This window comes from Saccharopolyspora erythraea NRRL 2338, assembly GCF_000062885.1.
Taxonomy (GTDB): Bacteria; Actinomycetota; Actinomycetes; order Mycobacteriales; family Pseudonocardiaceae; genus Saccharopolyspora_D; species Saccharopolyspora_D erythraea.
In genome coordinates this window covers 7,290,827-7,303,917 of sequence record NC_009142.1, presented here as the reverse complement: position 1 = coordinate 7,303,917, position 13,091 = coordinate 7,290,827, and the positions used below count along the sequence as shown (strand labels likewise).

11 protein-coding genes are annotated in these 13,091 nt (G+C 71.9%); 4 read left to right on the top strand and 7 right to left on the bottom strand.

The window, feature by feature from the left end; genetic code table 11:
- Window positions 1-14: 14 nt before the first annotated feature.
- The 4 genes from SACE_RS31315 to SACE_RS31305 form a co-directional block, all read right to left on the bottom strand.
- Window positions 15-1,808: an acetyl/propionyl/methylcrotonyl-CoA carboxylase subunit alpha gene (locus tag SACE_RS31315; RefSeq protein ID WP_011875064.1), complete on the bottom strand. Its 1,794-nt coding sequence runs from the start codon at window positions 1,806-1,808 to the stop codon at window positions 15-17.
- A 140-nt stretch (window positions 1,809-1,948) separates the two neighbouring features.
- Window positions 1,949-3,298: a dicarboxylate/amino acid:cation symporter gene (locus SACE_RS31310; RefSeq protein ID WP_009950966.1), complete on the bottom strand. Its 1,350-nt coding sequence runs from the start codon at window positions 3,296-3,298 to the stop codon at window positions 1,949-1,951.
- A 95-nt stretch (window positions 3,299-3,393) separates the two neighbouring features.
- Complete coding sequence (locus SACE_RS40315; protein WP_372491256.1) at window positions 3,394-3,474, bottom strand: putative leader peptide; 81 nt, start codon at window positions 3,472-3,474, stop codon at window positions 3,394-3,396.
- 89 nt (window positions 3,475-3,563) lie between these two features.
- Window positions 3,564-4,199, bottom strand: coding sequence for a Maf family protein (locus SACE_RS31305; protein WP_009950967.1), 636 nt, complete (start codon window positions 4,197-4,199; stop codon window positions 3,564-3,566).
- Window positions 4,200-4,700: 501 nt separating this feature from the next.
- Between SACE_RS31305 and SACE_RS31300 the strand changes: the two genes are divergently transcribed.
- Window positions 4,701-5,825: a S1 family peptidase gene (locus tag SACE_RS31300; protein WP_011875063.1), complete on the top strand. Its 1,125-nt coding sequence runs from the start codon at window positions 4,701-4,703 to the stop codon at window positions 5,823-5,825.
- Window positions 5,826-6,010: 185 nt separating this feature from the next.
- Here the strand turns inward: SACE_RS31300 and SACE_RS31295 are convergent, their stop codons facing one another.
- The 3 genes from SACE_RS31295 to SACE_RS31285 all read right to left on the bottom strand — a co-directional run bounded on the left by SACE_RS31295 (window position 6,011) and on the right by SACE_RS31285 (window position 9,311).
- Complete coding sequence (locus tag SACE_RS31295; RefSeq protein ID WP_009950970.1) at window positions 6,011-7,933, bottom strand: Xaa-Pro dipeptidyl-peptidase; 1,923 nt, start codon at window positions 7,931-7,933, stop codon at window positions 6,011-6,013.
- 105 nt (window positions 7,934-8,038) lie between these two features.
- Entirely contained in the window at window positions 8,039-8,713 is a 675-nt protein-coding gene (locus SACE_RS31290; RefSeq protein ID WP_009950971.1) for a nitroreductase, read from the bottom strand.
- 19 nt (window positions 8,714-8,732) lie between these two features.
- A complete protein-coding gene (locus SACE_RS31285; RefSeq protein ID WP_011875062.1) occupies window positions 8,733-9,311 on the bottom strand; it encodes a TetR/AcrR family transcriptional regulator in 579 nt (192 codons plus the stop codon).
- Between the two features lie 164 nt (window positions 9,312-9,475).
- Here SACE_RS31285 and SACE_RS31280 point away from each other — a divergent pair, with 164 nt between their 5' ends.
- The 3 genes from SACE_RS31280 (at window position 9,476) to SACE_RS31270 (ending at window position 13,008) form a co-directional block, all read left to right on the top strand.
- Window positions 9,476-11,323 carry a glycoside hydrolase family 3 protein gene (locus SACE_RS31280; protein WP_011875061.1) on the top strand — a complete coding sequence of 616 codons (1,848 nt, stop codon included), beginning with the start codon at window positions 9,476-9,478 and terminating at the stop codon, window positions 11,321-11,323.
- Between the two features lie 254 nt (window positions 11,324-11,577).
- Entirely contained in the window at window positions 11,578-12,408 is an 831-nt protein-coding gene (locus SACE_RS31275; RefSeq protein WP_009950974.1) for a biotin--[acetyl-CoA-carboxylase] ligase, read from the top strand.
- Between the two features lie 102 nt (window positions 12,409-12,510).
- Window positions 12,511-13,008 (top strand): PH domain-containing protein, encoded by a 498-nt coding sequence (locus tag SACE_RS31270; protein ID WP_009950975.1) that lies wholly within the window; start codon window positions 12,511-12,513, stop codon window positions 13,006-13,008.
- Window positions 13,009-13,091: the final 83 nt, after the last annotated feature.

Here is a 13,091-nt window from a genome sequence, read left to right as displayed (position 1 = left end):
GCCGAACGGGGTGGTCAGTCCTTGAGTTCGCAGAGGGTGCTGCCTCGGGTGAGGGTGGCGCCGGGCTGGGCGGTCAGTCCGGTGACGGTGCCGTCCTTGTGCGCCAGCACCGGGTTCTCCATCTTCATCGCCTCCAGCACCGCGATCTCGTCCCCCGCGCTGACCCGGTCGCCCTCGGCCACCACCAGCTTGACCAGCGTGCCCTGCATCGGCGCGGTCACCGCATCCCCCGACGAGCCCGCACCACCACCGCCGGCCGACCGCCGCCGCGGCCGCCCCGCACCCCCGGCCGGCGCCGCCGCGGGCGTGAGATCAGCCGGCAGCGACACCTCCAACCGACGACCACCGACCTCGACCACCACCGTCCGCCGCCCCACCCCCGCCTCGGCCTCGCTCGCACCGTCGAACGGCGGCAGCGTGTTGTCGAACTCGGTCTCGATCCACCGCGTGTGCACCCCGAACCCGTCCTCGGCGGTGAACGCCGGATCGGCCACCACCGCCCGGTGAAACGGCAACACCGTGGCCAGCCCCTCCACCCGCATCTCGGCCAGCACCCGCCGCGACCGCGCCAACGCCTGCGCCCGATCCCGCCCCCACACGATCACCTTGGCCAACAACGAGTCGAACTGCCCCCCGATCACACTCCCGGACTCCACCCCCGCATCCACCCGCACCCCCGGACCCGACGGCACCACGAATCGCCGCACCGTACCCGGCGCCGGCAGGAAATCCCGCCCCGGATCCTCCCCGTTGATCCGGAACTCGATCGCATGCCCCACCGGCACCGGATCCTCCCGCAACCACAACCGCTCACCCGCCGCGATCCGCAACTGCTCGACCACCAGATCCAGCCCCGTGGTCTCCTCCGACACCGGATGCTCCACCTGCAACCGCGTGTTGACCTCCAAAAACGAGATCGTCCCGTCCGCACCCACCAAGAACTCCACCGTCCCGGCACCGGCATAACCCGCCCGCGCACAGATCTCCCGCGCCGCGGTATGGATCCGCTCCCGCTGCTCCTCGCTCAAAAACGGCGCCGGAGCCTCCTCCACCAACTTCTGATGCCGCCGCTGCAACGAACAATCCCGCGTCCCCACCACCACCACACCACCATGGCGATCCGCCAGCACCTGAGCCTCCACATGCCGCGGCCGGTCCAGATACCGCTCCACGAAACACTCACCCCGACCGAACGCCGCCTCGGCCTCCCGCACCGCCGACTCGAACAACCCCGGAATCTCCTCCAGGCTGCGCGCCACCTTCAACCCCCGGCCCCCACCACCGAACGCCGCCTTGATCGCCACCGGCAACCCGTGCTCCTCAGCGAACGCCACCACCTCATCAGCACCCGACGCCGGCTCCTCGGTCCCCGGCACCAACGGCGCCCCCACCTCCAACGCGATCCGCCGCGCGGTCACCTTGTCCCCCAACACCCGGATCGCCTCCGGCGACGGACCCACCCACACCAGACCCGCATCCAGCACCGCCTGCGCGAAATCCGCGTTCTCCGACAAGAACCCATACCCCGGATGCACCGCATCCGCCCCTGAGCGCTGCGCCGCATCGATCACCTTGCCGATGTCCAGATACGACTCCGCCGCCGTCGACCCACCCAACCCGAACGCCTCATCGGCCAACCGCACGAACACCGCATCCACATCCGGCTCCGCATACACCGCCACACTGCCCACCCCCACATCCCGGCAAGCCCGGATCACCCGCACCGCGATCTCACCCCGATTCGCCACCAACACCTTGCGCAGCGGCGCGGTGCGTTCACGGGTGTCCTGGACGTCCTGCTGGGCCACGGCGGCCTCCCCTACAGAGCACCGGATACGCAGCCGAGTCTAGGCGCTGACCAGCGGCGGGCCCGGTTTCCGGCGAGACGGGGCCGCGAACGCGAAGCGGCCCCGCCCAGGTCGGGCGGGGCCGCTCGCGGCGTCGTGGGTCAGGCCCTGGCCAGGCGCGCTTCCGAGGAGTCGTCCAGCAGCGGCGGGGCGCTGGGAGCCGCCAGCACCTCGTCGTCGAGCAGTCCCTCGGTGCGGGCCACCACGGTCGGGACCACGATCTGGCCCGCGACGTTGGTCGCGGTGCGCATCATGTCGAGGATCGGGTCGACCGCGTAGGCGATCGCGATGCCGGTGGCCACCACCTCGGGCGGGAAGCCCAGCGCACCGACGGTCAGCGTCAGCATGGTGAACCAGCCGGTCACACCGGCGGTGGCGATGGCGCCGAAGACGGCGACCGCGATGATCGTCAGGTACTGGGCCGGACCCAGGTGGATGCCGAAGAGGTTCGCGATGAACATCGAGCCGATCGCGGGGTAGATCGCCGCGCAGCCGTCCATCTTCGTCGTGGTCGCCAGCGGCACCGCGAAGTTGGCGTACGAGCGGTCGACGCCGAGGTTCTCGGCGGCCTGCCTGCTCAGCGGCAGCGTCGCGCTGGAGGAGCGGGAGACGAACGCGAACTGCAGCACGGTCCAGGTCTTGGCGAAGAAGCGGACCGGGCTGACGCCGGCGACGAACCGCAGCAGCAGCGGGTAGACGACGAACAGCACCAGCGCGCACGCGACGTAGACCGCGGCGATCAGCTTCAGCAGCGGGGTGAAGAACTCGTTGCCGTAGGTGGCGACGGCGTTGCCGATCAGGCCGAGGGTGCCGATCGGGGCGAGCCGGATGATCCAGCCGAGGACCCGCTGGATGACCTCGAAGGCCGAGCGGTTGAAGTTCACGAACGGTTCGGCCTTGTCGCCGAGGCTGTAGCTGGCGGCGCCGATCAGCAGCGCCACGAACACCACCTGCAGCGTCTCGCCCTCGGCGAAGGCGCTGACCAGGTTCTGCGGGACCAGGCCGTTGACCAGGTCGAGCCACGAGCCGTGCGTCTTCTCGCCGATGGCGGAGAGCTTGGCCGGGTCGGGTTCGATCACCAGGCCGCGACCGGGCTGGAACAACGCGGCGAGGGCGATGCCGATCAGCACCGCGACGAGCGAGGTGGCGGCGAACCACAGCGCGGTCTTGCCGCCGAGCCGGGCGGCGGTGCGGCCTCCGCCGACCGACCGCAGGCTGTTGATGCCGACCACGATCGCGGTGAAGATCAGCGGCAGCACGGTGAAGGTGAGCAGGCTGGTGAAGACCGAGCCGATGGTGTCGAGGACGGTGACCAGCCAGCTCGCCCCGGTCGTCTTGGCGATCCAGCCCAGCAGCGCGCCGAGCACGAGCGAGGCGACGACCGCCACGGCGAACACCCTGGGGTTGAAGCGCGGTGCGCGCCGGTTCTCCTGGGCGGTGGATGTGGACACGAGGATCTCCCGTAAGTCGCGAAGGCCGGCGCGATCGCGCCGGGGTCGGCTCTGCCGCGGGCCGGTCGGCCGGCGGCGGGCGGGTCTTTCGCCGACTACGGACAGATGGAACTGGCCTGCCGCCGCAGATCGACGTGCAGGCGCTCGGTCAGGTAGATGCGCCGGTAGGTTTCCATCGCGGACAGTTGTAACCGCCGGGTGCGGCGGCGCCATTCCCCGGTAACCGAATTGTGTTCGTGTTCACTCGAACGCCGCGAAGGGCGCGTCAGCGCGCTACCGGAGGACCCCACAGCGTCACCACGCTCACCCCGACCTCGGCCAGCAGTTTGCGGGTCAGCGGCAGGCTGATGCCCAGCACGCTCGACGGGTCGCCGTCGACACCCTCGATGAACCAGCCCCCGAAGCCCTCCAGGGTGAAACCGCCCGCCACGTGCAGCGGCTCGCCGGTGGCGATGTAGGCGTCCAGCTCGGCCTCGGTGGGCTCGGAGAACCGGACCGTGGTGGCCAGGTGTCCCTGCGTGCGGGCCACGACCTCACCGCCGCGCAGCACCACCACGGCGTGCCCGGTCAGCAGTTCGCCGGACCGGCCCGCGGCCTTGCGCCACCGCTCGGCGGCGGCCTGCGGCGTACCGGGCTTGCCGACGATCTCGCCGTCGGGCGCCGACAGCATCGAGTCGCAGCCGACGACCACCGCGTCGGGCGCCTCGGCGGCGACCGCGGGCAGGACGGCCTCGGCCTTGGCCGCGGCCAGCGCGGTCACCAGCTCCGGCGGAGTCGGGTCGGTCAGGCCCGCGGCCACCGCGTCCTCGTCGACGCCGGAGACCCGCACCAGCGGGTCGATCCCGGCGGAGCGGAGCACGGACAGGCGGGCGGGGGAGGCCGAGGCGAGGACGAAGCGCACGGCGCCGAGGATACGACCGCGCGCTGCCGCGCCGGACCGGACGTGTCGTCGTGGAGCGGGCTCGCCGGGCCAGGCGCGCAGGGCCGGATGTACCGCCGCGGGAGGATGTACCGCCGGGAGGCCGAGGTGCCGCCGCGGTCGGATGTAGTGCCGGGAGGCCGAGGTGCCGCCGTGGTCGGATGCACTGCCGCGCGGCTGGGCCGAACGTGTCCTGTATCACCGGAATGGGCTGAATGGCGGCTTCTCCTGTGCGCAGGGAATTCTTACTGTCCTGAATGGCACGGGACCGGTTCCCCGACCGGGCGCCCGACCCCGGACCGCCTTCTCCTCTGGTGGCCCGGATTCCCCGTTCACGTGCGGAGCGAACGACGCCCGGCTGATCACCGGTAGACCGCGAACTCCGCCCTTCACCGCATTTGTTTTCCACAACTCCTGCGCGCCCGCGGACCAGAAGTCCGCTCGCGCGGGTGGTCCCCAACCACGGATCTAGGGAGACGAATCATGAAGCGAACAATTCGGCTGGCCGGTGTGGCCGTGCTCGCGGCGGGCACCATCGCCGCGATCGGCGCACCAACCGTCGGCGCCGAGCCGGTGTCGCCCGACCTCGTCGCGGCGATGGAGCGCGACCTCGGCATCTCCGCCCAGCAGGCGCACGCGCGGCTGGCGCAGGAGGCCACGGCGATGCGGGCCGACGCCGAGCTGAGCCGCTCGCTGGGCGAGAGCTTCGGCGGTTCCTACTTCGACGCGGCGCGCGGCAAGCTCGTCGTCGGGGTGACCGAGCAGGCCGATGCGGCGAAGGTGCGGGCGGCGGGAGCCGAGGCCGCGGTCGTGCCGAACAGCCTGCGCGAACTGGACGCCACCAAGGCGGCGCTGGACGCGATGGACGCTGCGGCGCCCGCCTCGGTGACCGGCTGGTACGTCGACGTGCCCAGCAGCAGCGTGGTCGTCTCCGTCAACGGGCGCGACGCCGCGACCGACGCCTTCCTGGACAAGGCGAAGGCCGCCGGTGACTCGGTGCGCGTGCAGGAGGTCGCCGAGTCGCCGCGCCCGCTCTACAACGTGGTCGGCGGCGACGCCTACTACATGGGCGGACGCTGCTCGGTGGGCTTCTCGGTGCGCTCGTCCTCCGGCCAGGCGGGCTTCGTCACCGCCGGGCACTGCGGTACCCGCGGCACGGCGGTCTCCGGCTACAACCAGGTCGCCATGGGCTCGTTCCAGGGTTCGTCCTTCCCGAACAACGACTACGCCTGGGTCTCGGTGAACTCGAACTGGACGCCGCAGCCGTGGGTGAACCTCTACAACGGCTCGGCCCGCGTGGTGTCGGGCTCGTCGGCGGCGCCGGTGGGCAGCTCGATCTGCCGTTCCGGTTCCACGACCGGCTGGCACTGCGGCAGCGTGCAGGCGCTGAACCAGACCGTCCGCTACGCGGAAGGCACGGTCTACGGCCTGACCCGCACCAACGTCTGCGCCGAGCCGGGTGACTCCGGTGGCTCCTTCATCAGCGGCAACCAGGCCCAGGGCATGACCTCGGGCGGCTCGGGCAACTGCAGCTCGGGCGGCACGACCTACTTCCAGCCCGTCAACGAGGCGCTGAGCGCCTACGGCCTGAGCCTGGTCAGGGGTTAGCGGATGTTCCAGGAGTGGTCTGCGTAGCGGTGCGAGCGGGTTCCACACCGCAAGCGGCTGACGCCGCTTTTCAAGCAGGCCCTGGCACAACCGGAGCCGGGCCGGGGTGCGACCCGGTCCGGCTCCGCCGTCCACGCAGCAGGGGTGTGCCGGTTCCGGGGAAGCCGGCACACCCCGCGTGCGCGCTACGGGCGGTTGAGCTGCACGTCCGGCTGCTGCGGTGCGCGGTCCGGCCGCACGACCGGCGGCGCCGCCGGGGTCGTCGCCGTGATGTGCGGCGATGCGCCGCCGACGACCGGCAGCGTGACCGAGGTCCCCGAGATGTCCAGGCCGATCTCGCCGGGCCGGGGCGGGGCGACGATGAACTCCTTGTCGGTACCGCCGATGATCAGCGCGAGCCGGTGCCCTGCGGGCACGACGTGGTCGGTGGTCGCGAGCCGGAACGTCATCTCGTACGGGGTTCCCGGCCGCAGCGGCCGCTCCTCGGACAGCGACTCGTGGTTGGCCAGGTCGGCCCAGCCGCGGGCGATGATCTCGAAGTCCACATCGGACCTGGTCGCCTCGGTGTCGGTGTAGCAGGCGTCGTCGCCGGGACGGCTTTCGCCCCAGCAGGACTCCGTCGCCGTGTCGCGGATGCCCTCGCCCTGGCCGAGGTAGTCGCGCGTGGTGGCGGGGCCGTAGTCGACGAGCATCGCCGAGAGGTGCGCGGTGTCGGTGCCCGGGGTGGCCGCGACGGTCACCGAGCCGGTTCCCGCGATCCGCGTGTCCCGCTGGAGCGGGCCCGTGGTGAACAGCGCCCTCGCCGGGGAGGGCTGGTCCGGCCGAGCGGCCCAGTCGTACTCGCCGAGGCCCGGGTCGTCGGTGAACGAAGCGCTGCCCTGTCCCGGTTCCGGGCCGAGCTCGCCGAGTCCGCCGGTCGAACCCGGTCGCGGGTGCAGCGTCGTGGGCCGGGCCTGCTCGCCGCCCCAGACCGGTTCGTCGCTCCACACGTCCGGTGCCCGTTCGACGCTGGCGGCGGCCTCCTTCTCGACGCCGTCGTCCATGCCGAGCAGGTAGTGGTCGAACCAGCGGTGCAGCGTGCGCACCCACTCCTCGCGCCGGAAGTCGAACGGGTCGACGTGGCCGGTCTGGCTCAGCCATACCCTGCGCTCGACGCCGCCGCGGGCCAGCGCGTCCCACCACTGTCCGAACTGGACCATCTTGACGTTGAGGTCGCCCTGCCCGTGCACGGCGAACACGCTCGCCCGCACGTTGCCCGCGTCGGGGACGTGGTTCCGCTCGCTCCACAGTGGAGTCATGTCGCCGTTCGCCGGTGCGCCGTCGACCAGGTCCTGCTTGGCCGCGTCGCAGTCCGGCCTGCCGCCCTCCTCGACGGTCCGGGCGAGCCCGACCGGGTCGAAGCCGAACGAGACGCCGTCGGAGCGGTAGTAGTCGTACCAGGAGCTGATCGCGCCGATCGGCACGATGGTCCGCAGCCCCTCGACGCCGGTGGCGGCGACCCCGTTGGCGATGGTCCCGTCGTAGGACTTGCCGATCATGCCGACGTCGCCGGTCGTCCACGGCGCCTCGACCGGCCTGCCGCCGTCGGCGCTGTCGAACCCCTTGGCGCGGCCGTTGAGCCAGTCGACCACCGCGCGGGCGGAGGTGACGTCGGACGGGCCGCCGACGTCGACGCAGCCCTGCGAGCGGTTCGTGCCCGCGAGGTCGACCAGGACGGTCGCGTAGCCGCGCGGGATGAAGTAGTTGTCGTAGAACAGCGGGAAACCGACCGGGCGGCCCTGCTCGTCGTAGGTCTTGCGCTCGGACTCGTTGCCGCGTCCGCAGCAGGAGTAGTAGGGGCTCGCGTCCATGATCACCGGCACCCGCGCGTCGGTTCCCGCGGGCCGGGCGATGTCGGCGGCCACCCGGTCGACGACTCCGTCACCGTCGCCGTCCAGGCCGGTCTCCACCCACACGGTCTCGCGGACGGGTTCGGCGGTGAACACGGGTTGGGAGACCCCGCCGGGCGGCTCGGGCGTCGGCTGCGGCGTGGCCGCCGCCTGCGGCGTCATGGCGGCGACTGCGAGCGGGATGCCGCACAGCAGTGCGGGCCAGCGGGCTTCGGGCACGGCGTCTGCACCTCCGGTTCGGTTGGCCGGGGGAGCGTAGACCGGTGATCACGCGGCCACTACAGGCGAAAGTCGGGCAGTCGATCACACCAGCCCGGCGGGCGCCTACGAGTGGAATCGCGTGGTCTCGGCGAGTTCCGCGCGGGGGACGGTGATGTCGTTGACGGGCGCGGACGGGTCGGCGTAGCCGAAGGAAACCCCGAACAGCAGCTTGCGGTCCCGGACGCCGAGTGCTTCGCGGACGGTGTCGGCGTAGAAGCTCAGCAGGCCCTGCGGGCAGCTCGCGATGCCGTGCGCGGCAAGCGCCAGCAGGAGGGTCTGCCCGTACATGCCGAGGTCGGCCGCCATGCGCGCTTCGGCGTTCGGCGGCAGGAACAGGAACGCGACGTGGGGCGCACCGTAGAAGCGCAGGCTTTCGGCGTCGTAGGCGGCCCGCGCTTCGTGGTCGTCGCGGCCGATTCCCAGCGCGGCGTACATCGCCGCGCCCGCTTCCCTGCGCCGCTGGGCGTAGGTCCCGCTGTACAGGTCGTCCCGGTACGGGAAGTCCGTCGAGACGGCCCCGCGCGCGTGCGCGGCCAGCAGGGTTTCGGCGAGCCGGTCGCGGGCGGCACCGCTGACGACCTCGACCTGCCACGGCTGGGTGTTGGAGTTGGACGGCGCCGCACCGGCCAGCGAGAACACCGCGCGCAGGGTCTCGTCGGGAACCGGGTCCGGTCGGAACGCGCGAACTGCGCGCCGGTTGCGGATCAGCTGGTCGGCATAGCGGGTCAGGGTGGTCATGACCTTCCTCGAGTCGTGTTCAGTCGGACAGATAGGAGTCGACGAGCCGGTCGGTGGCGTCGACGAGGTTCGCGGCGGAGCGGTCGGGGCCGAAGATCTGGCCGGTGATGTGAGCGCCCTCGACGAGCATCTGGATCAGGTGGGCCAGGTTCTCCGGGTCGCCGACGGGCAGGGGCGCGACCAGTTCGCGGAACAGGCCGAGGTATTCGCGCTTGAGCGCCTCGGCCGCCTCGCGCACCGGATGCGTCCGGTCGGGGAACTCCACGACGGCGTTGGCCAGCGGGCAGCCGCGATGCCCAGGCGCGGTGATCTCGCGGGCGATCTCCGCGACCACGCGGCGGAGCTGGGCCCGCGCATCACCGGGGTAAGCCTCCTGCGCCGCCCGCAGGATCTCCCTGGGCGGCACCGCTTTCTCCCGGAGGTAGGCGACGGCCAGCTCGTCCTTCGAGCCGAAGTTGCGGTAGATGCTCGGCTTCCCCACGCCGGAGTGCTCGGCGATCTCGGCGACGCCGCACGAACGCACGCCCTCGCGGTAGAACAGCTCGCGGGCGGTTTCCCACACGCGCTGCCCCGCCGGTGTCCGCTCTTCGCTCGTCATCCAGGCCTCCCTTGCGTACCGATCGGTACGCCCTGACCGTACCGATCGGTACGGCGGTGGTCAACAGCGGCCCGTTGGGTGGCAGCGGTGGGGCCGATCGGCCGATTGGTGTGTGAGAGCGCTCCCACGACACTGGAGACCTCGCTCACGAGGAGGATCGACCGATGCCCCTTGCCCGAATTCCACGCGCCCGCCGGGCGGTCGCCACCCTGGTGGGGCTGGCGGCGACCGTGCTGCTCACCGCCGCCGCCGTGCCGTCCGCCGACGCGGGCCGCCCGGCCTACCGCGACCCGCGGCTACCGGTACCCGACCGGGTCGACGACCTGATGGCCCGGATGTCGCTGGACGACAAGCTCGGCCAGATGGTGCAGGTCGAGCGCAAGGCCGCCGGGCCGCAGGCCGTCGCCGACCACCGCATCGGGTCGGTGCTCAGCGGCGGAGGCTCGGCGCCGGAGCCGAACACGCCGCAGGCGTGGGCGGACATGTACGACTCCTACCAGCGCGCGGCGCTGTCGACCCCGCTCGGCATCCCGCTGATCTACGGCGTCGACGCGGTGCACGGCCACAACAACGTGCACGGGGCGACGATCTACCCGCACAACATCGGTCTCGGGGCCACCGGGAACCCCGACCTGGTCCAGCGGATCGGCGCGGCCACCGCGGAGGAGGTCGCCGCCACCGGCATCGACTGGTCGTTCGCGCCGTGCGTGTGCGTGGCCCGCGACGACCGCTGGGGACGCACCTACGAGTCGTTCGGCGAGAAGTCCGAGAACGCCTCGGCGATGACCAGCGCCGTGACCGGGCTGCAGGGCGAGGCGCTGGGCGCCACGCCCAGCTCGGTCATGGCCACCGCCAAGCACTACGTCGGCGACGGCGGCACGACCGGCGGCGACGACCAGGGCAACACCGAGATCAGCGAGCAGGAGCTGCGGGAGATCCACCTGCCGCCGTTCCGGGAGGCCATCGCCCGCGGCGTCGGGTCGGTCATGGTCTCCTACAGCAGCTGGAACGGCGAGAAGCTGCACGCCAGCACCTACCTGGTCAACGACGTGCTCAAGGGCGAGCTCGGCTTCACCGGGCTCGTGGTCTCCGACTACGACGCCATCGACAAGCTCGACGGTCAGGAGGACTTCACGCCCGATGAGGTGCGGGCGTCGGTCAACGCGGGCATCGACATGTTCATGATGTCCAGCCGCCACGAGAAGTTCATCGACTACCTGCGGGCCGAGGTCGAGGCCGGGCGGGTGCCCGCGGAACGCATCGACGACGCCAACCGCCGCATCCTGACCAAGAAGTTCGAGCTGGGGCTGTTCGAGCGGCCGTTCGCCCAGCGCGACCTGCTGCCGACGGTCGGCAGCGCCGAGCACCGCGAGCTGGCCAGGCAGGCCGTGCGCGAGTCGCAGGTGCTGCTGCGCAACGACGGCGTGCTGCCGCTGGCCAAGGACGGCGGGAAGCTGTTCGTGGCGGGCAAGAACGCCGACGACATCGGCAACCAGAGCGGCGGCTGGACGATCTCCTGGCAGGGCTCCAGCGGCGACATCACCGAGGGCACCACGATCCTGGAGGGCATCCGGGCGGCGGCGAGCGGCTCGGAGGTGACCTACGACCGCCACGGCAACGGCGTCGACGGCAGCTACCGGGCGGCGATCGCGGTGGTCGGCGAGACCCCGTACGCGGAGTTCGAGGGCGACCGCCCCGGCGGCCTCGGGCTCGACGAGGAGGACCGCGCCACCATCGCCAAGCTGCGCGCGTCGGGCGTGCCGGTCGTGGTCGTCACGGTCTCGGGCAGGCCGCTGGACATCGCGGGCGAGGTGGACGGCTGGAACGCGCTGCTGGCCTCGTGGCTGCCGGGCTCGGAGGGCCAGGGCGTGGCCGACGTGCTCTTCGGCGACCACAACCCGACCGGCAAGCTGCCGATGACCTGGATGCGCTCCTTCGACCAGCTCCCGATCAACGACGGAGACGGCCAAGACCCGCTGTTCCCCCACGGCTTCGGCCTCAGCTACGGCTGACGACAACGCTGAGGCCGGTTTGCGCAGCGGGTCGTTCAGCGGAACCTCAGGCGCCTTCCCGCTCCGGGATCTCCGGCCTCGAGTATGCCGATACGCCACGTCGGAGCTGTCCTCGCGGGAAGACGCCTGAGAACCCGCGGCGGTGCAGGCCGGGTCTCACCCCGCAAGCGGCTGCCGCTGCTTTCCGGAAGGCGCCGGACCCCGGGCGGGCGGACCCGTCCCGGGGCCCGGCGGGCTTTTCGTAGGCTTGCCACGTGGGTGAACCGGTGATGCTGGACGGCGGACGACTACGGGCGCGACTGGTCGACGCCGGGCCCTACGCGGCCCTTGACGTCGTGACGGTGACGGGTTCGACCAACACCGACCTGGCCAAGGCGGTGCACGAGGGCGCCGCGGACCGGACCGTGCTGATCGCCGAGGAGCAGCAGCAGGGCCGCGGCCGGATGCAGCGGCAGTGGATCTCCCCGCGCGGCTACGGCCTGCACGTCAGCGTCCTGCTGCGTCCGGAGGTTCCCGCCACGTCGATGGCGTGGCTGCCGCTGCTCGCCGGGGTGGCGCTGGCAGAGACCGTCGAGCGCACCACCGGTGTCCGCGCCGCGCTGAAGTGGCCGAACGACCTGCTGCTGGGTGGCGGGGACGACTGGCACAAGGGTGCAGGGATCCTCGCCGAGGCCATCGCGACGGCCGACGGCATGGCGGTGGTGCTCGGCATGGGCGTCAACGTCCACCACAGCCGCGAGGAGCTGCCCGCCGGAGCGGGCGGTCTGCCCGCGACCTCGCTGGCGGCCGAGGGAGCCGACGTCGACCGCGAGGACTTCGCGGCCTGCCTGCTCGAAGCGTTCGCCGCCGTCGACGACGAGTGGCGGGCGGGCTCCGGCGACGTGGTCTCCACCGGTCTTCTCGAGCGCTACCAGCGCTGGTGCGCCACGATCGGCAAGCGGGTGCGGGTCGAGCTCGGGCGCGACGACGACCTGCTCGGCACCGCCGAGTCGGTCGACCGGGACGGCCGCCTGGTGGTGCGCGGACCCGGCGGGGTGAGCACCGCCGTGTCGGCGGGTGACGTCGTTCACCTCCGTCCCGCCTAGCCGTTCTGCCGGTACCGTGATCCCTGATGCGCGACGCTGGCCCGCGTCCGGCGGTCCGCGGCGGACCGCGTGCGGGCGCTCGACCGGCTGAGGAGGAATCCGGTGGCCTACCCTGACGCGCTGCTCGGCGAGCACGAGCACGTGGTCGTGCACAAGCACCCGCACTGGAAGATGCTGGTGCTGCCGGTGCTGGCGCTGCTGGTGGTGGTCGGCGGCGGTTCGTACCTGGCGGCGCTGGCCGCGCCGCTGAGCTGGCACCTGCCGGTCTGGGTCGTGCTCGCGGTCGTCGCGGCGATCATGGTCGTCTGGTTCACCGTCGCGCCGCTGCTGCGGTGGCGCACCACGCACTTCGTGATCACCACCCACCGCCTGATGGTGCGCGAGGGGGTTTTCACCCGCAGCGGCGTCGACATCCCGCTCGGCCGGATCAGCAGCGTCCGCTTCCGGCACGGGCTGCTGGACCGGATGGTCGGCTGCGGCACGCTCGTCGTGGAGTCGGCCTCCGACGAACCGCTGGAGTTCGACGACATCCCGGCGGTGGAGAAGGTGCACACCCTGCTGCACCGGGAGATCAGCCAGCCGGACCAGGAGGACGCGTGATGCAAGTCGCGCCCGGCTCGCGGCGATGGGTGGTCCGCGCCACGGCGCGGTGAAAGCATGAGGCGGCGCCGCGCCGGAGCGGG

Bases quoted from the DNA above. Each gene is read 5' to 3' on its own strand.
- SACE_RS40315 (WP_372491256.1), bottom strand. From the start codon at position 3,474: ATGGAAACCTACCGGCGCATCTACCTGACCGAGCGCCTGCACGTCGAT.
- SACE_RS31300 (WP_011875063.1), top strand. From the start codon at position 4,701: ATGAAGCGAACAATTCGGCTGGCCGGTGTGGCCGTGCTCGCGGCGGGC.
- SACE_RS31290 (WP_009950971.1), bottom strand. From the start codon at position 8,713: ATGACCACCCTGACCCGCTATGCCGACCAGCTGATCCGCAACCGGCGC.
- SACE_RS31285 (WP_011875062.1), bottom strand. From the start codon at position 9,311: ATGACGAGCGAAGAGCGGACACCGGCGGGGCAGCGCGTGTGGGAAACC.
- SACE_RS31280 (WP_011875061.1), top strand. From the start codon at position 9,476: ATGCCCCTTGCCCGAATTCCACGCGCCCGCCGGGCGGTCGCCACCCTG.